Origin of the sequence: Maribacter sp. PR1 (assembly GCF_028464145.1) — a bacterium.
Taxonomy (GTDB): domain Bacteria; phylum Bacteroidota; class Bacteroidia; order Flavobacteriales; family Flavobacteriaceae; genus Maribacter.
The window spans coordinates 245,286-268,249 of record NZ_JAQPCG010000005.1; the positions used below are offsets into that span (position 1 = coordinate 245,286).

The 22,964-nt window shown below is 38.6% G+C and carries 24 protein-coding genes; 17 read left to right on the plus strand and 7 right to left on the minus strand.

Features of this window, described 5'->3' with window-relative positions:
• The first annotated feature begins 169 nt into the window (after positions 1-169).
• From PP182_RS11995 to PP182_RS12050, 12 genes are all read left to right on the plus strand, one after another.
• Positions 170-3,673: a PVC-type heme-binding CxxCH protein gene (locus PP182_RS11995; RefSeq protein WP_272651493.1), complete on the plus strand. Its 3,504-nt coding sequence runs from the start codon at positions 170-172 to the stop codon at positions 3,671-3,673.
• A 24-nt stretch (positions 3,674-3,697) separates the two neighbouring features.
• Positions 3,698-4,555: a sugar phosphate isomerase/epimerase family protein gene (locus tag PP182_RS12000; protein WP_272651494.1), complete on the plus strand. Its 858-nt coding sequence runs from the start codon at positions 3,698-3,700 to the stop codon at positions 4,553-4,555.
• 11 nt (positions 4,556-4,566) lie between these two features.
• Positions 4,567-5,694, plus strand: a complete 1,128-nt coding sequence (locus tag PP182_RS12005; RefSeq protein WP_272651495.1) for a Gfo/Idh/MocA family oxidoreductase — start codon at positions 4,567-4,569, stop codon at positions 5,692-5,694.
• Positions 5,695-5,869: 175 nt separating this feature from the next.
• The gene (locus PP182_RS12010) at positions 5,870-6,289 is read left to right on the plus strand and encodes a DUF2141 domain-containing protein (RefSeq protein WP_272651496.1); all 420 of its coding nucleotides are present in this window, start codon (positions 5,870-5,872) and stop codon (positions 6,287-6,289) included.
• Positions 6,290-6,303: 14 nt separating this feature from the next.
• Entirely contained in the window at positions 6,304-6,927 is a 624-nt protein-coding gene (locus tag PP182_RS12015) for a hypothetical protein (protein ID WP_272651497.1), read from the plus strand.
• Positions 6,928-6,930: 3 nt separating this feature from the next.
• A complete protein-coding gene (locus PP182_RS12020) occupies positions 6,931-8,253 on the plus strand; it encodes a 2TM domain-containing protein (protein WP_272651498.1) in 1,323 nt (440 codons plus the stop codon).
• 221 nt (positions 8,254-8,474) lie between these two features.
• Positions 8,475-8,753, plus strand: a complete 279-nt coding sequence (locus tag PP182_RS12025) for a 2TM domain-containing protein (RefSeq protein WP_272651499.1) — start codon at positions 8,475-8,477, stop codon at positions 8,751-8,753.
• 49 nt (positions 8,754-8,802) lie between these two features.
• The gene (locus PP182_RS12030) at positions 8,803-9,105 is read left to right on the plus strand and encodes a 2TM domain-containing protein (protein ID WP_272651500.1); all 303 of its coding nucleotides are present in this window, start codon (positions 8,803-8,805) and stop codon (positions 9,103-9,105) included.
• Complete coding sequence (locus PP182_RS12035; RefSeq protein ID WP_272651501.1) at positions 9,105-9,440, plus strand: 2TM domain-containing protein; 336 nt, start codon at positions 9,105-9,107, stop codon at positions 9,438-9,440. The genes PP182_RS12030 and PP182_RS12035 overlap by 1 nt, the downstream gene beginning before the upstream one ends.
• Positions 9,430-9,795 (plus strand): 2TM domain-containing protein, encoded by a 366-nt coding sequence (locus PP182_RS12040; RefSeq protein ID WP_272651502.1) that lies wholly within the window; start codon positions 9,430-9,432, stop codon positions 9,793-9,795. The genes PP182_RS12035 and PP182_RS12040 overlap by 11 nt, the downstream gene beginning before the upstream one ends.
• Positions 9,795-10,124 (plus strand): 2TM domain-containing protein, encoded by a 330-nt coding sequence (locus tag PP182_RS12045; protein WP_272651503.1) that lies wholly within the window; start codon positions 9,795-9,797, stop codon positions 10,122-10,124. The genes PP182_RS12040 and PP182_RS12045 overlap by 1 nt, the downstream gene beginning before the upstream one ends.
• Positions 10,125-10,206: 82 nt before the next feature.
• A complete protein-coding gene (locus PP182_RS12050) occupies positions 10,207-10,962 on the plus strand; it encodes a LytR/AlgR family response regulator transcription factor (RefSeq protein WP_272651504.1) in 756 nt (251 codons plus the stop codon).
• Between the two features lie 11 nt (positions 10,963-10,973).
• Here PP182_RS12050 and PP182_RS12055 read toward each other — a convergent pair whose 3' ends face one another.
• Positions 10,974-12,167 carry an LETM1-related biofilm-associated protein gene (locus PP182_RS12055; RefSeq protein ID WP_272651505.1) on the minus strand — a complete coding sequence of 398 codons (1,194 nt, stop codon included), beginning with the start codon at positions 12,165-12,167 and terminating at the stop codon, positions 10,974-10,976.
• Positions 12,168-12,405: 238 nt separating this feature from the next.
• On the opposite strand from PP182_RS12055, the gene PP182_RS12060 reads away from it, so the two are divergent.
• The 3 genes from PP182_RS12060 to PP182_RS12070 all read left to right on the plus strand — a co-directional run bounded on the left by PP182_RS12060 (position 12,406) and on the right by PP182_RS12070 (position 15,296).
• Positions 12,406-13,116 carry a DUF4331 family protein gene (locus PP182_RS12060; RefSeq protein ID WP_272651506.1) on the plus strand — a complete coding sequence of 237 codons (711 nt, stop codon included), beginning with the start codon at positions 12,406-12,408 and terminating at the stop codon, positions 13,114-13,116.
• Positions 13,117-13,141: 25 nt separating this feature from the next.
• The gene (locus PP182_RS12065) at positions 13,142-13,936 is read left to right on the plus strand and encodes a DUF4331 family protein (protein ID WP_272651507.1); all 795 of its coding nucleotides are present in this window, start codon (positions 13,142-13,144) and stop codon (positions 13,934-13,936) included.
• A gap of 82 nt (positions 13,937-14,018) precedes the next feature.
• Entirely contained in the window at positions 14,019-15,296 is a 1,278-nt protein-coding gene (locus PP182_RS12070; protein WP_272651508.1) for a tetratricopeptide repeat protein, read from the plus strand.
• A gap of 352 nt (positions 15,297-15,648) precedes the next feature.
• Here the strand turns inward: PP182_RS12070 and PP182_RS12075 are convergent, their stop codons facing one another.
• Both PP182_RS12075 and PP182_RS12080 read right to left on the minus strand, forming a co-directional pair.
• Positions 15,649-17,898, minus strand: coding sequence for an efflux RND transporter permease subunit (locus PP182_RS12075; RefSeq protein WP_272651509.1), 2,250 nt, complete (start codon positions 17,896-17,898; stop codon positions 15,649-15,651).
• 69 nt (positions 17,899-17,967) lie between these two features.
• Positions 17,968-18,756 (minus strand): DUF547 domain-containing protein, encoded by a 789-nt coding sequence (locus PP182_RS12080; RefSeq protein WP_272651510.1) that lies wholly within the window; start codon positions 18,754-18,756, stop codon positions 17,968-17,970.
• 200 nt (positions 18,757-18,956) lie between these two features.
• On the opposite strand from PP182_RS12080, the gene PP182_RS12085 reads away from it, so the two are divergent.
• Together PP182_RS12085 and PP182_RS12090 are read left to right on the plus strand one after the other, a co-directional pair.
• Positions 18,957-19,658 (plus strand): glycosyltransferase, encoded by a 702-nt coding sequence (locus PP182_RS12085; protein WP_272651511.1) that lies wholly within the window; start codon positions 18,957-18,959, stop codon positions 19,656-19,658.
• Positions 19,624-20,712, plus strand: coding sequence for a VOC family protein (locus PP182_RS12090; RefSeq protein ID WP_272651512.1), 1,089 nt, complete (start codon positions 19,624-19,626; stop codon positions 20,710-20,712). The genes PP182_RS12085 and PP182_RS12090 overlap by 35 nt, the downstream gene beginning before the upstream one ends.
• A gap of 7 nt (positions 20,713-20,719) precedes the next feature.
• On the opposite strand, the gene PP182_RS12095 is transcribed toward PP182_RS12090, so the two are convergent.
• The 4 genes from PP182_RS12095 to PP182_RS12110 form a co-directional block, all read right to left on the minus strand.
• A complete protein-coding gene (locus PP182_RS12095; protein WP_272651513.1) occupies positions 20,720-20,905 on the minus strand; it encodes a hypothetical protein in 186 nt (61 codons plus the stop codon).
• Positions 20,906-20,959: 54 nt separating this feature from the next.
• Complete coding sequence (locus PP182_RS12100; protein ID WP_272651514.1) at positions 20,960-21,757, minus strand: anti-sigma factor; 798 nt, start codon at positions 21,755-21,757, stop codon at positions 20,960-20,962.
• On the minus strand, positions 21,758-22,294 hold the full coding sequence (locus PP182_RS12105) for an RNA polymerase sigma factor (RefSeq protein ID WP_272651515.1): 537 nt from the start codon (positions 22,292-22,294) through the stop codon (positions 21,758-21,760).
• Positions 22,295-22,367: 73 nt separating this feature from the next.
• Positions 22,368-22,958 (minus strand): superoxide dismutase family protein, encoded by a 591-nt coding sequence (locus tag PP182_RS12110; protein WP_272651516.1) that lies wholly within the window; start codon positions 22,956-22,958, stop codon positions 22,368-22,370.
• Positions 22,959-22,964: the final 6 nt, after the last annotated feature.

Sequence of the window (22,964 nt, forward strand, 5' to 3'; positions counted from 1 at the left end):
GTTTTGGATAAGAGATTTGGTTTTTACGAAAAAAGAACACTTATTTACCAGTAAAAATACTGTTTTGTTTTTAAATATGACAAAATACAGTCAGTATGGGATAAATGAAAGGAATTTAATTTGTCAAATTATGATTAAAATTGGTACTTAATTTAATATCTGGCATTTTATGAAGACGTTTTATAAGATATGTGCAGTATTGTTTGGTGTTTTTATACTGATAACTAGCTGCAAATCGGAAAAGAAGGAAAAGGCATTTAAGGACGATGCTCCCCGAAGAATAGAAATGTTATTTCTGGGGCATTCCATTGAACATCACAATTCTGGTGCGTATTTCCCCATACTGGCTTCGGCCTTAACCAAGGATGGCATCAATATTACGTATACGGAAGATGTGATCGACTTAAATCCAGAGGAATTATCATTTTACGATGGACTGATAATTTATGCCAATCATGAAGAGATAACAGACGCACAGGAAAAAGCCTTATTGGATTATGTTCGTGAAGGCCATGCGTTTATTCCTATTCATTCGGCCAGTTTTTGTTTTAAAAATTCACCCGAATATATAGACTTGGTAGGGGCTCAGTTCATGAGTCACGAGACAGGTACATTCACGGCTGAAATTGTAGATAAGGAGCATCCAATCACAAAGGATTTAAAACCTTTTGAAACATGGGACGAAACCTACGTACACGATAAAATTGCGGATGATATTCAAGTTTTAATGGAACGTGTGGAGGGTGACCATAGGGAACCATGGACCTGGGTTAAGAATTATGGGGAAGGAAAAGTGTTCTACACCGCCTATGGACACGATGAGCGCACTTGGAACCACCCTGGTTTCCAAAATTTGGTTAAGGAGGGAATTCTTTGGGCCGTTCCAGAAAAAGCAAAGGAAAATTGGATGGCTTTCGCCACTGATATTCCTACTTTGAAATATGAGGAAAGGGAAAATATTCCTAATTATGAGAAAAGGGACCCCGCTCCTAAGTATCAATTGCCCTTATCTCCTGAAGAATCCCAGAAATTCATTCAGGTGCCCGCTGGCTTTGAAGCCGAATTATTTGCATCGGAACCGGATATCATAAATCCTATTGCCATGAACTGGGATGAAAAAGGCCGTCTTTGGGTGATTGAAACGGTTGATTATCCGAATACCGTACGAAACGATGATAGTATAGGCGATGATAAAGTAAAAATTTTAGAGGACACTGATGGTGATGGTAAGGCCGATAAGGTCACTGTCTTTGCAGATAAACTGAATATCCCTACCAGTTTTGCTTTTTACAATGGCGGTATCGTAGTTTCCCAAGCACCGGAATTCATCTTTTTAAAGGATACGAACGGGGATGACAAGGCAGATGTTCGGGAGACCCTAATAGAAGGCTGGGGTACTTTTGACACGCATGCAGGCCCTTCCAATTTGCAATATGGTATAGACAATCAATTATATGGGGTAGTGGGCTACTCTGGATTTGAAGGTCAGATTTTTGGAACCGATTTTAAATTTAACCAAAACGTGTATAGGTTCAATCCTAAAAAAAACACCTTTGAAGTATTGACAAATACCTCTAATAATACGTGGGGATTGGGATTGACCGAGGATAATTCAATCTTCGCATCCACTGCAAACAATACGCACAGCGTTTTTGTAGGTATACCCAATGCCAATTTCACCCATGTAAAAGGAATAGGAACGGATGGTAGTGCCAAAATAGACGGTCACTATGACATGCAACCCATTACGCCCAATTACAGACAGGTCGATGTTTTTGGCGGCTTTACGGCCGCTGCCGGACATCATTTTTATACCGCTAGGGAATATCCAGAGAAATATTGGAACAAGATAGCTTTTGTATGCGAGCCTACGGGCGGCTTGGTACATCAAGCAAGAATCGTAAAGGATGGCGCAGGATACGTAGAACAAGATGCCGGTAATCTTTTTGCCTCCGCGGATGAGTGGAGTTCCCCTGTCGAAGCTAAAGTGGGTCCTGATGGTGTGGTATGGGTGGCAGATTGGTACAATTTTATCGTACAGCATAACCCAACACCTAATGAGGATAGGGGAGGTTATGATGCAGAAAATGGGGATGGAAATGCCTATGTGAATCCATTACGTGATAAGTCCCACGGAAGAATTTATAGGATAGTTCCTAAGTACGGTTATGACTATGAACCGATGCAATTATCCAAGGAAGACCCAGATGCTTTAATAAAGGCCCTGAGCAACGATAATCAATTTTGGAGATTGACCGCTCAACGTCTTTTGGTGGAACGAGGAGAAACCGATGTTTTGAATGACCTGTATAAATTGGCGAATACAAAAGAGGTTGACAGCGAAGGCTTGAATAATGCCGCGTTACATGCACTTTGGACGATTGATGGTTTAGGAGCTTTGGAATCGGACAGTAATGCCCTTGGGGTGGTGAAAGGAGCGCTGTACCATAAGGCTGCAGGCGTTCGTAAAGCGGCCATTCAGTTATTGCCTCGAAATGATGATTCTGACGATGCCTTGTTTAAGGCGAATACCCTGAACGATCGCGAACCGAATGTACAGCTAGAGGCGCTGCTTTATTTTTCAGAAAGGCCGTCATCGCAAAAAGTCGGTTCCTTGCTCTATGATTTGGGTAGGAACGAAGCTGTTTTAAACGATGAGTGGATGTTCAAAGGAATATATACTGCATCCGCACAACATAATGATGGGTTTTTAAACGCCTTTAACAAAGACAACCCAACGTATAAAATGCCTGTTGCAACTACTAGTGATATGGGAGTAATGGATTACAATGATTCGGATTGGGAAACTATGGATTTACCGCAATACATAGAGGACGCAGGATTGGATATAGACGGGGTTATCTGGTTTAGAAAAGAAATCTCTTTACCATCATCGGCCTCGGATAAAGTAGGTACAATTTCCTTGGGACCCGTTGATGATTCCGATGTAACGTATATTAACGGAATCGAAGTTGGAAGCATGGCGGCCAGTTATAAATCCATGCGAAGATATGATATTCCAAAAGGCGTATTAAGAGCAGGGAAAAATGTAATTGCTGTACGCGTGGACGATACAGGGGGTGAAGGCGGAATTTATGGTAGAAGTTGGTCTATGAACATCAGGGTTGGTGAAGAAAGGTACTCATTGGCCGGACCCTGGAAATATAAAGTGGAAAAGAATTATTCCAGTAAGGTGGCAAAGACATATACAGAAGCGGATTTTGCAGTATTGCTCATGAAGAACTATGGAAGTGAAGGTGGTGTCTCTTCTGAAATGACGGATGAAGATTTTTCCAATGCGAAAAAAATCGTTATAAAAACAATAACGAATGAAATGAAATATGACGTTACCAAGTTCGAAGTGAATGCTGGAGAACAGGTAGAATTGGTGTTGGAAAACCCTGATTTTATGCAACATAACCTCATTATAACCAAACCAGGTAAAAAGGAAGCGGTAGGTGCAGCGGCGGATAAAATGGCAGCGGACCCAGATGCGGCGGAACTCTTTTATATTCCACAAACAGATGATGTATTATTCGCAACTCCGTTATTGAATCCAAACGATACCTATTCATTAAAATTTACGGCACCAACAACACCTGGCGAATATCCGTTTATATGTACGTTCCCCGGTCACTGGAGAATTATGCAGGGGGTAATGGTCGTTAAATAGTATCCAAGGTTTAGCAAGTGAGAAATGAAGAATAAGAAAAATTTTGGCGTAAGTACTTGGTTATGGCAATCACCCTTTACCACGGAATCGATATCGTTATTTCCCAAAATTAAGTCCATGGGCTTCGATGTTGTGGAGATTCCTGTTGAAGATCCGACTTTAATTGACGATAAAGTTGTTAAAGAATCGCTGGCTGCAAATGGCCTTGAACCAACCATATGTATTGTTTTTGGAGATGATAAAGATTTGACATCAGAGGATACCTCCAAATACCAAAGTTGCTTCGAACATGCTGAAAGATGCTTTTCACTTGCGGCAAATCTAGAAGTTGATTTCGTTGCCGGTCCACTATACGCAGCAGTGGGTAAGGCCCGTTTGGCACCTGCCGCGGAAAAGAAAGCGGAATGGGGTAGGGCGGTTACCAATTTAAAAACGCTCTCTGGTATCGCTAAAAATTACGGTTTGGATATCGCCCTGGAACCTTTGAACCGTTTTGAATCAGATTTAATCAACACTGCGAATGATGTAGTACGTCTACTCGATGATATTAATGAGAAGAATATGAAAATCATTCTGGATAGTTTCCATATGACCATCGAGGAACAGGATATCCGCCAAGCAATTATTACTGCGGGTAAAAGGTTGGTACATGTTCAGGTTTCGGAAAATCATCGAGGCATTCCCGGTTCGGGATTGACACCTTGGGGCGAATTCGCAAAAGGATTAAAGGACGTGAAGTATGAAGGAGCTCTGGTCATAGAAAGCTTTACGCCAGAAATTCCCGAATTGGCAGCGGCTGTAAATATTTGGAAAAAACTGGCGGACACACAGGATGCATTTGCATCCGAAGGATTGAAATTTTTAAAGAATACATTTAAGTAAAATTGAAAAATATGAGTACGAAGAAAGTGAACGTAGCCATTATCGGTTTAGGTTTTGGGGCTGAGTTTATTCCCATTTACCAAAAACATCCCAATGCAAACTTGATTGCCGTATGCCAACGAAATGAGACCAAACTCAACGAACTGGCCGATACTTTTAATATAGAAAAGCGGTATACCTCTTATGAGGAATTGCTTAAAGACCCGGATATTGATGCTGTGCATATCAATACACCAATCCCAAACCATGGTGAACAATCCATTAAAGCCTTGAAAGCGGGCAAGCATGTGGCCTGCACCGTACCTATGGCCACTTCGGTAGAAGAATGTGAAGAAATTGTACGTCTGACCCAAGAAACAGGGCTTACCTATATGATGATGGAAACTGTGGTATATGCACGTGAGTTTCTGTTTATGAAAGAACTCTATGAAAACGGCGAACTGGGTAAGGTACAGTTCTTAAAGGCAAGCCACCAACAAGACATGGACGGATGGCCCAATTACTGGCCGGGACTACCACCAATGCATTATGCAACGCATTGTGTGGGCCCCGTTTTAGCATTGACCAAAGGTGAAGCGGAATATGTTTCCTGTTTTGGATCGGGTACGATTAGGGAGGAACTGATCAAAGAATACAATTCGCCCTATGCCGTGGAAACCACCCATATTAAATTCAAGGATTCCGATTTGAGTGCACAAGTGTATCGGTCGTTATTTGATGTAGCCAGACAGTATCGGGAAAGTTTTGAAGTCTACGGTTCCAAGAAATCTGTGGAATGGCCATTAATAGAAGGCAAGCCCTTGGTCGTGCATACCGCAAAAAAACCGGAACCTGAAATCCCTGAAGAAGTGGAGAGTCCGGATTATGCAAAACTGTTGCCCAAGGAAATTCAACATTTTACGACCCAAGGGGTTTATGATTCGGATGAAAATGAGCATTTATCCTTTACCCAAGGAGCAGGCCATGGAGGATCACATCCGCACTTGGTACATGAATTTGTGGAAGCCTTGGTAGAAGGTAGAGCTCCCTACCCCAATGCAAAACAATCGGCCAATATAACCTGTGTTGGGATTTTGGCACATGAATCAGCACAAAAAGGTGGGGAAATCATCAAGTTGCCAGAGTTTACTTTTTCGTAAATCCATATTATTTTGAATGGAAAGGCCGATGTAATAATCGGTCTTTTTTGTTTATTGGAACTGGCTGGTAAGGAATGTGTACATTCCATCATATAAAAACCACAGTTGGGTCTTTCTTTTTATAAATATCGACTATATTCATAGAAATTTGAACAACAAATAAATGTTTAACCCAATGAGAGGTATTCTTGCTGTTATCAGTGTTTTTTGGTTTTCCCTTGGAATTGCACAAACTGCGGCCTTTGGGGCAATTGAGCTTGAAATCACAGGAATGGAAAGTGATGAAGGTCAAATCCTAATCGGTCTTTACAATTCGGAGGACCAATGGTTACAAAAACCATATAAGGGTGCGTTCGGTAAAATTGCCAATGGCGTTTCCAAGGTTATTTTTAGGGATATACCTGAAGGATTTTATGCCATTTCCGTTTTTCATGATAAAGATAACGACGGTCAACTTAAAAAGTTCTTAGGGGTGCCAACGGAGCGTTTTGGCGCATCTAATGATGCACCTTCCAGGTTTGGACCTCCTAGATGGAGCGATGCCAAGTTTCAATTATTGGGTGGAACATTAAAACATTCAATTCAAATACATTAAAAAATGTTGTTCAAATGAAAAAAATCATCACACTACTCGTCGTGGTGCTAACTACTAGCGCCTGGTCCCAAAATCAATTTGTAAATGGAATGCAGAAAGCGTTCTCCCTGTGGGGTGAGGGTAAGCCCATGGAAGCTTCCAATCTGTTCGAAAGAATAAGCAATGTGGAGCAGGATAATTGGCTACCCTATTATTACGTCGCTCAAATCAATACAATAGTTTCCTTTGGGGAAAAGGATGAAAAGAAATTAAAACAACAGTTGGATAAGGCACAGGAGTTTTTAGATATAGCAAAAAGGATTTCGCCTAAAAATCCAGAGATAATGGTGCAACAGGCAATGACCTATACCGCTTGGATTGCCTTTGATGGTGCTACATATGGGATGACCCATTCAGGAAAAGTGGTTGCCTTGTATAATGAAGCACTACAATTGGCTCCGGAAAATCCAAGAGTTGTATTTTCCAAGGCAGAATGGGATATGGGCTCCGCGGCCTATTTTGGTCAGGATACGGCACCCTACTGCAAAGATATAGAGCGCTCCTTGGAACTTTTTGCTAACTTTAAAACGAAAGGTGCTTTTTATCCCGATTGGGGAGAAGACAGAGCCAGGACCATGTTAGATCAATGTAAAGGTTAAGAAATGGGAAAATTTCTAAAACTGTTAAGAATATCTATATATATAACAGCAGGGGTAACCCTGCTTAACCTATTTTTTTTCTTGGATGAGCCTTTGACCTGGCCCGTCTTTTTGGAATATCTAGGTATCTGCTTCTTGTTTAGTTTTGTACTCACCTTGGTAAATGCCTATTACTATGATGGTGTTTCCATAAGGTATGATTGGGCTACACAACCTAAAGCTCGGCTTTGGGTTGGGGCATTAGGCTCAGTTTTCCTGTCCATTATGGCTTTTGGACTGATACGGATGTTTTTATCCATGGTATTCTATGGAAATTCTTTCAGTGATTTCGTGGAGCACGAAGAGTCCTTTTCCTATGTATTTGCCATTATTATCACTGTTTTGATATCCTTGTTTCTGCATGCCTTTCATTTTTATAAAGCCTTACAGGAAAACAAGGTCAAAGAGCAAAAAATTATTGCAGGAACGGCTTCCGCAAAGTTTGATGCACTTAAGAATCAATTAGATCCTCATTTTCTATTCAATAGCCTTAATGTACTAACGAGTTTAATTGAGGAAGACCAGAATCAGGCTCAGAAATTTACGACATCCTTATCTAAAGTATATCGATATGTTTTGGAGCAAAAAAACAAGGATTTGGTTTCGGTCGATGAGGAACTGCAATTTGCAAAAACGTATGTAAAACTTCTAAAGATGCGCTTTGAGGATAGTATTGTTTTGGACATACCTGATAAGGCGATTAACCCAGAAGCTAAAATTGTACCCCTATCCTTACAGTTGTTACTTGAAAATGCCGTAAAACATAATATTGTAAATGCAACAAAACCCTTACACATTAAAATCTTTGAAGAGGAAGGCAAGTTAAAGGTAAGCAACAACTTACAGGAAAAACAGGTCGTTAAAAAAAGTAGTGGCGTGGGACTTCAAAATATTCAGCAACGCTATGAGCTTTTGAGTACCCGAAAAATGGAGATTCATAAAACTGCCACCGATTTTACCGTTGAACTCCCTATGTTGACCCAAAAAATATCGGTAGTTGAAACGCAAGATGACTTTATAGAGGACAAACGTTATCAAAAGGCAAAGGAGCGAGTCGAGAACATAAAAGGCTTTTACGGTAATCTTATTGCCTACTGTATTGTAATACCCTGCCTGGCAATACTAAATTATAACACAACGAGTTTTCCCTGGATTATCTTTCCTGTTGTAGGTTGGGGGTTCGGATTGCTTACCCATGGTCTTGAGGCCTTTGGTTACCATCCTATTTGGGGTAAAAGATGGGAAGAAAAGAAACTTCGTCAATTGATGGAAAAGGATGATTTTTAGAGATTAATTCTCCAAAAACAGGGTTGGTTTTTCAATAATTTTTATCCTGTACATGCTTATTTTTTATGTATTTCTTATCATTTACTCTTCAGTTTTACAATCCATCCTAAAAAATATACAGTTGGGTACTTCCCTTTTTTAAAACATCTATACTTTGAGGAAATTTGAAGTATAAATAAAAATAAACCAAGAGTTAGTACTCATTTAAAAAAATAAATATCATGGAAACTACGAATGAATTTAAATACAGAAGAGCAAAGGAAAGAGTTCAGGCCATAAAGGGGTTTTACAGTAATTTAATGGCGTATTGTATCATAATCCCATTTTTGGCTTGGATAAATTATAATACAACTAGTTTTCCATGGGCCATATTTCCTGCAATAGGCTGGGGAATAGGATTGCTAGGTCATTGGTCCAATGCCTATGGGTATAACCCATTATTTGGTAGGGACTGGGAAAAGAGAAAATTGGAGGAGTTTATGAAAAGGGACGAATTTTAAGGAATAAAGTATCTTTAAATAATATAAACAATCAAGAAACCAACGAGTTATGATAAATAAAAATCAAGAATCTAAATATTATCGGGCAAAGGAACGTGTGGAATGTATAAAGAAGTTCTATACTAGTTTATTATCCTACGTCATTTTTATCGCCTTTTTGGCGGGATTGAATTATTGGATCGATGAGTGGAATTACCCATGGTTTTTGTGGGCAGCATTTGGATGGGGAATAGGTTTGATTTTTCAAGCGGTAAAGGCCTTTGGTTTCAACCCAATACTTGGTAAGGATTGGGAAACCAGAAAAATAAATGAACTGATGAAAGAGGAGGAGGAACAAACAAAATGGAGGTAATGGAAAGAAATGATAAAAAATTGAAAAGAGCCAAGGTAAGGCTAAAGGAATTAAAAGGATTCTATTGGCATTTAGCAGCCTATATCGGAGTCAATAGTTTTATTACGATTTCCACGATTATAGGTAGAATGAGCAACGGCGTGAGTTTTTTGGACGTTTTGGATTTTGGAACGTTCGCTGTGTGGTTTTTTTGGGGAATCGGACTATTTTTCCATGGGATAAAGGTCTTCTCCTATAATCCTATTTTTTCCAAGGAATGGGAAGAACGTCAAATTCAAAAGTATATAGAAAAAGATAAGCGTGAAGCTGAAAAATATGGTAGAAATGGAAGGTAAACCCCAACAATCGGAAAAATTATTAAAAGCTCGTAAGCGAGTGAACGATATGAAAAAATTCTATCGTCATCTGAGAATTTATATAATTATTAATGTGCTATTATTAATGGTAAAATTAAATTTATTTAATTGGTTCAAAGATGATTATGATTGGATGCAGAACGCTAACTTCAATGACTGGATGGGTTGGAACCTTCTAGGAACTCCCGTTCTTTGGGGAATAGGGTTATTGGGACATGCGATTTATGTTTTTAAATTCAAATCAAAATCATGGGAGGAACTCAAACCAAAATTCATCAGGGATTGGGAAAAAAGACAGCTGGATAAATTTTTAAAGGAAGAAAATAAGGACTGATGGAACTAGAAAACAATAGCAAGAACACCAAGTTGAAATTGGCGCATAAAAGGTTGGAGGAATTAAAAGGTTTTTACACGCACCTTACAATTTATTTGGTTATAAATACTGTACTCCTGATATTGAAATTTATAGGTAATTCTTATTATGGAGAGACATTTATGGGCCCCGTTTGGCATTTTAGTACGTTTGCCACTTGGTTCTTTTGGGGAATTGGGTTGTTCTTTCATGGGATGAAAGTATTCTATGGTCGTACTCTTTTTTCAAAAAACTGGGAAGAGCGCCAACTACAGAAATTCTTGAAAGAAGATGAGAAGAAAAACAATTAAAAATTAATTAAGCACGCAGCGTAAAAAAATACTGGATGGGATTAAATGGTATTTTTGATGAACGACTACTATTTCAAAAACAATGAACGTAATAATTATCGAAGACGAAAAGCCGGCAGCAAGAAGACTGGGAAGGCTGTTATCTGATTTAAATGTAGAGGTTACCACCATGCTGCATTCGGTGGAAGAATCATTATCCTGGTTCCAGGAGAATGAACATCCAGACCTTATTTTTTTAGATATTCAACTTTCAGATGGACTCTCTTTTGAAATCTTCGACATTGTTGACGTAAAAAGTGCCATCATATTTACCACAGCCTATGATGAATATGCCCTTCAAGCCTTTAAACTTAATAGTATTGATTATTTATTGAAGCCAATTGACGATGAAGAATTGGAAAGTGCCGTGAATAAATTCCGTAGTTTAAAACCGGAGTCCAAAAAACTCTCCTTGGACTTTGAGGACATCAAAAAACTTTTGGTAAACCCCCTGGAAAGGGAATACAAAAAAAGATTTACGGCTAAAGTAGGACAGCATTTGAAAATCATCAATGCAGATGATGTAGAGTGTTTCTATAGTGAAAATAAGGGTACGTATGCGGCAACTTCCGACGGCAGGAATTATCTTTTGGATACCACTTTGGAAAATTTGGAAGAAGAGTTACAACCCAATACTTTTTTCAGGGTAAGCCGCAAATTTTACGTCAATATTAATTTTATAAAGGATATTATTTCCTACACCAACTCTAGGTTGCAAATAAAATTGAACTCTTTTTCGGAACAGGAGATTATTGTAAGTAGGGAGCGTGTAAAGGACTTTAAACTTTGGTTGGAATAACCCCCTTTTAATTACTCCCCTTTTTCGACCCGGTTCTCATCAAATGCCGATGGTAGTAATTTAGGAATTAGTTTAATAAAAATGGGTAAGAGGATTGCTCCTCCTGGAAGCAAGAATATCGCTAACGAGGGTATACTTTTAAAAATATCCAATAATTGTGACTGTACTTTCTTCTTCTCCTCTTTGGAAAGGTCCCTTATGGTAGATTTGGAAAGCAAGGAAACCAACTCGGCGCTTTCGGAGAGTTCCTTATGCAATCGCTTTCTATTTCTGAGAATGAGCCTGTTTACCAATTTGGACATACTGTCGTAAAATTGGACGGCCATATTGTGCTCCTGTAGAAAAGGTATCGTCTCTTTGTTTGAAGTTATGAAATAGGAGACATGGGAGAGTGAGTCTTGAATGGTCTGTTCATCAAGTTTCAGGTCTTTGCCAATATTATAAATAAATTCAGATTCAATATACTCCAAGGAGTGGTCCTCCCAAACTGTAAGGCACGCTAAATCCAATAAATACCTATTCTCCCACTCATCCTTATTATTAATTAGTTGCTGTCTATACGAATCGTCAAACCTTTGGGAATCACTATTAATAAAGGTCAGGGAAGAAGCAAGTAATTGTGCCAGTTTTTCGTCTTTTTTATTCTTTTCCTTAGAACTTAAGGCATGATAGGTAATATTGATCGATAAATACTCTAGCTTTTGAGCATGTTTTTTAATCCCCTTCGCATTTAATAGATATTTTCTAAATAGGAGAACATCGATAAATAAGAGGGAGTTGGTAATAAAACTGTTAAATGTTTTACTGATGATGTTATCCTCGAGATAAACTCTGGATTCCAGTATTTTCTCCAATTTGGAAGAAGTTTTGTTTCCAGAAAATAGTTTTCCTAAAAATGAAAGCTTATTAACCTCCAAGGTTTCATAAAATTCAAAAATATTCTTTAAGAAGAGTTCAAAATCGCTTTCAGAGTTTTCAATTTTAAAGGTAAAATAGAGGGCCGTCAACAAGTTTATTTTAGCCTTTTCATCTTCGGAAAAAGTGTGCTCGGGAGTTATAAAACTGGGGTATCCCGTATTGATTCCATAGACAAAACCGGTCTTTTTTAAATCCTCGAACAAATTTTGGAACGTGGTATAGCTCCCATTATGGCTCTTGACCAAGGACCCAAACTTATCTATCCAACCACTTGCGGACGGGTTCATAACCTACATTTTTAGAAGAAGCAAAGTTAGTTAATTAGTGGTTTTCTTTATTCAACATATTTGTGGTATGGAATTCTTTTTTATGTGGACCTTTTTACTAATAGTAAGGCCCGTTTAAGTTAATGGTCTTTATTCGAACCGACTCCTATTCTTCTTAACATTTATTTAACAACTAAAACCAAACCCCTGAAATAATACTTCGTAGGTAAGGGTGATTCTAATCTAAAAATTAATAAGAATGAAAAAGACAAAATTAGTTACCGGTCTAGGCGTTTTGGCCCTGGCAGCAGCTGTTCTTGTGGCCGCGGATCATATTGATGCGCCAGACGCTATGGGAACCAGTGCGGACATTGCCGACTTTTACGCTTTTGAACCTTCAGAGGGTTCGGACAACACAGTTTTTGCAGTGGATCTGCAATCCAACGTATTACCAGATTTGGCTTACGGGACATTTGATGAGAATGTATTGACGGAAATCAATATTGATACGGATGATGATTTAGTGGAAGATTTAGTTATCCAAGCAATTCCTAGAGATGGAAAAATGTATTTTTTTGGACCTGTTGCACCAAGTAGTACAGGTATTAGTGGTGAAGTGATGGTAGATTCGCCTTTGGGATCTGTTGATATTTCATCGGATACGGCTATAGTTGAAACGACCGATGATGGGGTTTCTCTTTTTGCGGGGCCAAGACAGGATGCCTTCTTTTTTGACTTCTTTCAGTTTAATGCTGTAATAGGAGGAATGGCACCCCAAGGATTTAAGCCAGCAGGCGATCCAGACGCTACCGACGATGATGATACTACAGCTGTGGATACTTTTGATGGTGCCAATACCATGTCCATCGTAGTGGAAATCCCCAATAGTTTGTTGGGTGAAACTACTGCGGTAAATGTTCTTGGTCTTCCCGTTTATAAAACATGGGTAACTACAAACTCAAAACAATAATTAAGAATTTTTAAAACTTTTAAAGATGAAACTATATAATTTAAAATATGTACTTCTATCGTTTTGCGCTGTAGCTTTTTTGGCTTCTTGCAATAATGATGACGATTACACTCCACCTATGGCGGCAGCCACCTGTGAGGATGGTGTTATGAATGGCGATGAAACTGGTATTGATTGTGGTGGGTTCTGTACTCCTTGTGAGGATGCAATGGAGCCCATGATGCCAGATTTCTCGGGAACCTATGCCCAAGTTGATTTTATGGGTAGACCAGGTATTAATACGGTGTTGAGTGCGGATGACGCTACCAAAAATGCACATAATAGGGCAATACCTTCGGAAATGGTCGCTACTTTTCAAGCTGGGTTTGAGGCTAGATTAGAAGCTTACCACGATGTATATGCGAATATACTGGGAGCAGACCCTGCAGCAGTCAATTTTGAACCTAATATCCTCGGTGATATTCTGAACGGACCGGACGATGACGGTTTTACAAATAACCCGGTATCGGCAACCGTTTTAACTACGGTATTGGCAAGTGATGTTTTGGAGGTAGCACCAAATTTACCTACTACCTATTTTAATCCCGGTATGGGAGCACCGAACTATGAAGGTGCCATAGGACTTACGGGTAGAACCCCACAAGATGATGTAATTGATGTCTCTTTGATTTTATTATTCGGTGGTGGCGATGGCGCACGATTTAGCGGACAGGATACCGATATGGATGGCATGGCGGACCTACCTCGATTAACTTCCGATGGTGTTGGCCTCACTGCCGATATTTCTACAACATTCCCTTATTTGGGAGCTCCTGAATAAAGACTATGAAAAAGAGGAGCAAGGGGGAGCATTAAACCTCCCCCTTTTTTATAAATAAAAACACAACCCAAAAAAACAAACAATGAAACGCTATTTATACTTTTTAGTACTAGTACTCATATTTTCCTGTACCAATAGGGAAGTTGGGCATATTGCTAAAGCAGAAGACTACAATGGGTATTTATCCTCCAATCCGGCGAAAACATCGTCTAAATATTTTAAACTCTGGAATTCCAAGATTAGACCGGACAGCATGCAGCTTACCAGTTTTGGAATCATTGGGGGAGAATATAACCGATACTTTAAGGAAACCGGAGATATAACCTATCTTAAAAAAGCGGAGCAAAGCTTGGAAAGGGCGGTTGAGATAGCTTCCATTGGCAGAGCAGGTTACAGAAGGTCACTAGCAAGAAACTACATCTCCCAACACCGTTTCAAGGAAGCACTTACTTTGGCCCAGCAGGCCATGGAAATTGGTTCTGACCCTGTTGAAAGCCAATATCTTCTTTTTGACATCCATATGGAATTAGGGAATTACGATGAAGCGGAAAAGTATCTGGATAGTACTAAGAACTTGAAGGACTTTGGATACTTAATCAGATTGGCCAAATGGAATGACTATAAGGGTGATTTGGATACTACAATTAACTTTATGGAAAAGGCAAAGGAAATTGCCATTGCTTCCAAAAATGAATCCTTAATAATTTGGAGTGTTACCAATCTGGCGGATTATTATGGGCATGCAGGAAGAATAGAGGATTCCTACAATAATTATTTGAAGGCCTTGGAATTGGATGGGAATAACGCGTATGCCAAAAAAGGTATTGCATGGATAGCTTTTTCAAATGATGACAACCCAGAAGAGGCTATGCGAATCCTGGATTCGATTACAACAACATATAATGCACCAGATTATTACTTGTTAAAGGCTGAAATTGCAGATTATTTGGGCCAAGATTTTATCCGAATGAAAAATTTGGATACCTATTTTCAAATTACCTCAAATCCCGCATATGGCGATATGTATAATGCCTATAACCTAGGCCTATATCTAGATGAAACCGGACAGCTTGAAAAAGGTTTGAGATTGGCAAAGAAGGAGGTTGAAAATAGGCCAACTCCTGAGTCATACAGTTGGTTGGCATATAGTTATTTAAAAAATGGCGACAAAATAAAGGCCAAGGATCTTATGGATACATATGTAGCCAACAAAACCTTTGAGCCTGCATTATTATACCAAGTTGCAGAGGTGTATAAAGCGAATGAAGACTTTGAAAAAGTACAGGAATTAAAGAATGAACTTGTGGGGGCCGCCTATGAACTTGGTCCTATTATGGAAAAGCAGATTCAGGACTTGTAATTGGTAAACCCAATTTTCATTTCCAGTTTGTTTTAGGTTGGATTGTTTTTTGGAAACGTCATGATTTTAGGGTCATGGCGTTTTTAACTCTGTGCATTTCATCGAAAAATTAACTTATTTTAAGATTTAATTGGATGAAATACATATATTTATCGATAAAGTGCATAACTAAGCTATTCCAAGGGCCCCAAACACCCTTTAATAGTAAAAGAATTTAACCAAACCAAACCTTAAACATGCTTGTTATGGAATACCTACTCTTCTCTTTATGGATTGCAGCTATGGCCATTATGCTGGGTAAAACAATATTGGCACATCGATCACTTAAAAAAATACTGGATAGAAAATAAGTCTACTCTTCCTTTAACATTTTTCTAATTAAGACCGGTAATAGTAGTAAATCCAAAATTAAGGCTGTTACTAGGGTTACACTGATAATAAGTCCTATCGTTATACTGGGTTGGTGAATGGAGAACAACATGACCATGAATCCAAAGAACAGGATAATCGTCGTAATAACCAATGCTCTACCTGTATGCGCAAAGGTCTTCTCCAATGATTCTTCTTGGGTAAGTCCCTGGGTAATTCCCAATTTATATTTCCCCAAGAAATGAATGGTATCATCTACCGCGATTCCAAATACGATGGCGAATACCACCGATAATGAAGCTTCTAACGGAATGTTCAAGAACCCTAGGACACTTCCGGCAAACAGAATGGGAAGAATATTCGGGATTAAGGAAATAATGAACATTTTAAAATTGCGAAACACCAAGACCATAATAATACCGATAAGTAATAGACCATAGAACAGCCCTTCTAACAAACTAGCTCTTATATATTCCGAGTTTTTGTCCAATAACATACTTTTTCCCGTAACTTTTACCTTAATTTTTGAAGTATCTAATTGGGTGAGGGCAAAACTTTCGATTTTTTGATATACTGATTTTAAACTATCCGTACCTATGTCCTGGAGTTTCCCATTAATTCGGGCCATAGTTCTATCCGTATTTACAAATCGTTCCAATTGTCTTCTTGCGAGCCTCTGTACATCTCGCTTATAACTTTCAAAGGTTGGTTCTTTTTCGGGTAGTGTCAAGAACTCCGATTTATTCAAATTATTCGCCTTATGAACGATTTTAAAGGGCAAATTAGAGGACTGAAGATTACCAATGGACGGATAGGTTTTTAGATGATCCATCAATTTTTCTATTTCCAAGACCACCGAAAAATCAAGGACTGAGTAATTCCCTTGAGCCATTACCGCCACTTCCAAAGGACGGAAACCGGCATAATTTGTTTGAAAATATTCAAAGTCCGATGCAATTTCACTTTTATTGGGCAATGTTCTTTTAAACTCATAGTTGGTACTGATCAAACTAATTCCCCAGAGACATAATCCGGTAAAAACGGCGGTGCCAATTAAAATGCTTCGTGGATTTTTTTTGGTAAATGTATTTATTTCAAGCAGGTAATTGACCCACCTTTTGGAAATACTCTTTCTTCCTAAGAGCTTTTTTTTAGGAATGGAAATAAGTAGGGATCCAGTAAAGAATATTACGGTAATATATGCTACTAGGACGCCTATAGCAGCGTTAATGCCAAACTCCTGAATACTCACTAACCTGGACGATAAAAGGGTGGTAAATCCAATAGCTGTCGTTACAGAAGTCAATAAAGTGGTAAGTCCTACCTCTTTTAACGAGGATTGTATGGCTGCATACCTGTTTTTACCAGATTGTATTTTTCTTATGAAACTGTCGGTAACATGTATAACATCCGATGTGCCTACAATAAGCATTAATACGGGGTAGAAAGCAGCCATGGCATTGAGCTCCTTTCCCCAAAGTGCAAGAATTCCCATAAAAATAATTAAGGAAAGACTTATGGAGGCCATGGATATGAGCACCAGGGGTAAGCTTCGATATACCAACAATAGTATGATCAGTACCAAAATAGCCGCTATAATACTGGTTTTTAGCACTTCACTTTTTTGCATTTCAACAATGGCTTCTAAGAAGAAGGCCCTTCCCAGGATATGATAGTTACTTAATTTATGATTTTTGAGAGACGTACGTATCTGAGCTAATAAGCGCTCGGATTGTTTATAATCCAAATCATCTTGTGTCCGTAAAGCAACTACTGTGGAATTTGCTTTTTGCTCTATCAGAAAATTGATAAATAACCCATCTTCTTTTATTTTTTCCCAATCTTGCTTGTAGGCGAGACTGTCCTGAATATGAACGATGGGTAGTGTAGTGTACCCTAAGGAAGTTTTTAGTGGATAGGAGAGTGAGGTAAGGGAGGCACTTTCTGTAACGAATTCAAATTTCTGACTCGCTGCGGAAAAGGCTTTGAATCGTTCCAGAAACTCTTGGTCAAAAATAGTAGGTTGATTTTCTACTGCAATCAATAAAAAATTATCATCCGTACCAAACTCATCTACAAATTCCATATAGAACTCAAGGTCTGGGTCTTCTTCCGGAAAAAATTGGCTAAAATCGAATGAAAACTTTAAATCGCCCAATATCGAGGCAGAAGCTACCCCAAGGACAATAAACAAAACGATACATACTTTTTTTAAAATTGAAAGATTGGTCATAAAGTAAACTACCGTAGTGGTCTTTTAAGCGAAATATCACTTTATTGTTGGGGCAAAGAAAACCTAATTTCAGAGGTCTACAAAATTATCCAAATCTAAGGTCCAATCATAATTTTTATAGTTAATGTCTATCCCTTTGGTAGTAGGAATAAGCCCTTCCTTTTTTAAAATGTCCTTTACTCCGCTTTTTCCTCCAAAGTCGCCTCGGAACCAATTAAAAAGGGAGGTAACAGCGACTTCCTTTTTTGGTTTGTCATAATCGGTAGTACGCTGCAAATATTTGGTGGTCCCTTTGCTGAACTGCTCGTCCAATCTTTCCCATTCATAAATGGCTACTGGCGGACAGTCTTTTGCCCCACAGTTTAATGCAAAGTGTATGCGGTAATCCCGTTCGTCTACCCTTAGTTTTCTTTCCAATTTTCCAGGAAACCACTTTCTTATATAACCGAGTCCATATTCCCATTGTGATTTTCGAATGATGCCATGCTCAATTTTTGCAAAGGAAATCGTATCACCGGCAATAGGAATTTGTTCTTTCTTAAAAAATTCCCCTCTGTCATTGTACAGATCAGGATTTTCTTTTAACAAGACTTGGATGTAAGCATTGTAAATATTTACCCAAAAGGCTAATTTCTTATTATTGGTATCCAGTGCCCTTTCCAATTCACCTATGGTTGATTTGGCTAAGGTTCTTTGAATATCCGAGGTATCTTCGTTATTTTTTATTTTGAGCAAAAAGTTCTCGGAAAGTTCGTTATAGTCTCTTGTGTTTTTTTGAGTTTCTGGTAAATTGTCAGTGCTTTTGCATCCAATTAATCCAATTAGAACCAGACCAAAGAAATATTTTAGCGTCATCATGATGTTTGATTTTATTATTTAAACCTACGTAATCCTTTGGGGTAAGGTTTTATACTAGGTCGTAAATGTTAAGGAAACTTTCAATCAAGTTTTTGTGAGGTAATTTTCACAAAAGTAAAACTGTTTCCATTCTAATTACGTAGATTTATTAAAATACCAATGATACAAGGTACGGTTTTGGTAACAAGAGGTTTGCTTATATGATTAGTATTATTGTCCCAGCACATAAGGAAAAAAAGAACATCGAGTATTTGGTTGATGTGCTATCCCATCTAAAAACTTGTGAACCGGTGGAAATCATTGTGGCGCTTTCTCCAGAAAGCAACGATGACTTTAAGCAAGAAATTAAAGAGAAGGCTAATTTTTTACGTTGCTCCAAGAAGGGAAGGGCATCTCAGATGAACGAGGCTTCGAAAATGGCGAATGGAGATGTATTTGCTTTTTTACACGCCGATGTAAAACCACCAAAATCCTTCCTTCAGGACATCAGAAGAACGATAGAAAATAGATTCGATGCTGGTTTTTTTTCCTATAGGTTCGATAAAAAGAGTCTTCCTTTAAAGGTCAATTCCTATTTTACGACTAAGGATGGAATTTTTACGGGAGGTGGTGATCAATGTCTTTTTATTAAAAAAAATGTTTTTGAAAGTTTAGGGAGGTTTAGCGAAACTCAAATTCTAATGGAGGATTTTGAATTTTTTCGCCGTATGAAGGAGCAAAAAATTCGCTATAAAATTGTCAAGAGTAATTTGATAGTTTCATCCCGTAAGTACGAGTGTAATTCTTATCTGAGAGTTAACCTTTCCAATTTACTGCTCATTGTACTTTTTAAAATGGGATATCCCGGCCAAAAACTAAAAACCATCCATGACAAACTTATCCGAACACCATACAATGCCTGATATCATAAACGGTATTCAACAAGTGGGAATCGGTGTATCCGATATTAAAGTGGTATTCAATTGGTATAGAAAGTATTTAGGTTTTGATATTCTTCTTTTTAAAGATGAGGCTTCAGCTACGCTTATGACCCAATATACCCAGGATGAGGTTTGTCAGCGAAATGCCTATTTATCTTTAAACATGCTTGGAGGAGGAGGTTTGGAAATATGGCAATTCACCAGCAGGACTCCTGAAAAGCCCAAAGCTCCTGTTGTTTTGGGGGATTTGGGAATTAATGCAATGAAATTAAGGACCAATGACGTTGAAGCTAGTTATGAAACATTAAAGAAATTAAATCTTAATTACTTAACAGCGCTTACAGTAAGTAATGAAATAGGGTCTTCGTTCTATTTTCAGGACCCTTGGGAAAATTTGGTGGAGGTGGTACAGGATAACTATGCTTTTTCTACCACAAAAAATAGTATAGGCGGTGTTCTTGGTGCTGTAATTGGTGTTTCGAACATACAGGAATCAATCAAATTTTATAAGAATTTATTAGGATATGGGACTGTACTTTACGAGAAAACCATAGAAATCCCGTTAAATACGAATCCAGATAAAGTTGGGCGCTATAGAAAAGTGGTACTGGGGCATTCCAGACCAAAAATAGGTGGTTTTGGCGAGTTATTGGGACCAACACAAATAGAGTTGTTACAGGCACTGGACAGGGAACCGCTGAAAATTTTTGAGAATAGACTTTGGGGCGATCTAGGCTATATACACATATGTTTCGATGTTCATGGAATGAAAAAATTAAGGAAACGTGCCCATAGCTTAAATTATCCCTTTACCGTGGACAGTGCCGATAGCTTTGACATGGGAGACGCTGCCGGACATTTTAGCTATGTAGAAGACCCGGATGGTACCTTGATTGAATTCGTGGAGACACATAAAGTCCCTATTTTTAAGCCGTTGGGATTGTACTTGAATTTAAAAAATAGAAATCCGGCAAAGCCTTTGCCAAAATGGCTGGTAAGGACACTAGGTTTTCACAGAATATCCAAGGATATATAACTCTAAGTTACTCTTTGCTCTTTGTTGTTCTAATAAGCCCAATTCCCGAAAAGAAAAAGATTGCACCCAATACGGCGTAAACAATTAAAGCTTTTGTTGTTCCCGTACTATTTCCAAATAAAATAGCCGCGTATACCAAACCACCGATGCCTAGAAGGGTGAGAACGGTGCCAAAGAGTTTCTTTAAATCCATGGTCGAAAAATAGTAAAATTTCCAGTATTTAAGCGCTGTTGGGAATCAATTTATTTAGGAAGCTGAGACAACCCCTAATGTGTATAACTGCTCCAGAGTAGGGGATTCACTACCGCCTGCTGGTTCTAAGGTAATTCCAAAGGCCTCCGAATCGTTGGGATTGTTTAAAGCAAAGACCTTATTGTCATCCGTGGCAAAATCTTCCAATAATCCCATACTTGTTGGTGTTAAAGGCGATAGTTTTAGCGACCAAACTTGATATACAAAACCATCTGGTGGTTCGGGTAGTCCTTGGGCATCGATGAAAACCTTTTCTTCTTGCCTGTTCCAATAGGCTTTTGCGTACGAGGTGGGTGATACTTCTTGTCCACCTAAGGAAATCACGGATATATTCTTGTCCCTTAACGTATTTAATAAATCCTGTGTTTTTTCTAGGGAAGCATCCGAATCGGCAATCTGCTGTTCCAATGCTTGATTCTGTTGTTCTACAATCTCAATGTCAGATTTTAGATTTTCGTTTTGGTTATATACCCAGAATAAACCGATCGCCAATAAAATGGATGCGGCCCATCCTAAGTAAGGTGTCCAATCGGAACCTTTTTTCATAGGAATCACTTTGGTGTCAGATTCCAGGTTGCCCAATTTAGTTTTAAGAGTATCGAAAGAATATGGATTTACAGTATTGCTTCTTCGAGTCAATTCCAAGATTGCATTTTCAATGTTGATTATTTCAGCCTTAATTTCCGGATATTCTTTTGCATAGGCATCTATTTCCAGGTTTTCTTTCTCTGTGAGAACTCCTGCAACATAAAGTTCCAATATTCCTGACGCTATGTATTCTTGAACATTCATTTATTCGACTTCCATGTTTTCCCTTAATTTGGAAATACAGCTTCTATTCCTTGTTTTTACGGTTCCTATAGGTATGGCCAATTCCTCGGCGGCTTCTTTTTGGGTATACCCCCTAAAATATAGCAGTTCTATAATTTGAACACATTTTTTCTTTAGACTTTGTACCAACTTTTTAAGACCTTTTGTATCCGTAGTAGTTGTACTATCGTCCTCCTTACTTTCTAAAACACTTACGAAGTAGTCTGCGGAAAGGTTCTTTTTTTCATTTTTATACGACCTACTACGTATTTCATCGATAGCTGCATTCCTGGCGATGTTCAATATCCAAGTAAAAAATCTTCCTTTAGCTGAATTATAGCTCGATGCATTGTTCCATATTTTCACAAAGACATCTTGGCAAATCTCTTGGGACCTTCCTTCGTTCTTTACTATAGTATTGATAACACCGCAAATATTTTCGGCATACATACCATAAAGCGTTTCAAAAGCGGTAGCATCCTTCTTTTGAAATTTTTCGACTAAGAGGTCTAATTGCATGGGTGTGAATTTAGCGATTAAAAATAAAAATAGCCATCCCTCGGGATGGCTTTTATATTAATTAATTTTAATCCTATTGAATAATACCTGTACAGCTAACTCTTGGTCCTGCAGCACCACTTGGCTGACTTGTAAAATCGTCCGATCCTTGGTGTACAATAACAGCTTTCCCTACAATGTTCTTATTCTCATCGTCGCAGCCAATACACCATTCCGAGGTCGAAAATTCAACCGTGGCATTGCCATCGGCATCTGCGGTAAAGTTTCCAATATCTCCTTTGTGGTAGCCTTCACTTGCACCCCATTTACCATGTGGTTCATTCGTTGGGTTCCAGTGACCACCTGCAGAAGTACCGTCATCTGCAGAACAATCTGCAGTTTGGTGAATATGGATTGCATGCTCACCTTCAGATAGCCCCGTAAATGATGCCATCATTTTAACCTCACCATCTTCTTCCGTGAAGGTTACTTCTCCTTGAACATCACTTTCGCTTTTAGGCTCCATCATAAATTTAATGGTTTCCACTTCTTCTTCCATCGTCATTTCTTCCATGGTTTCCTCCGCTTCATTCGCGGCATCGTTGGTTTCCTTCTTTACCTCTTTACAACTGAAAACAGTTACAAGAGCCAAAGCGGCCAACGGAAATTTTAATATACTTTTCATTTTTCT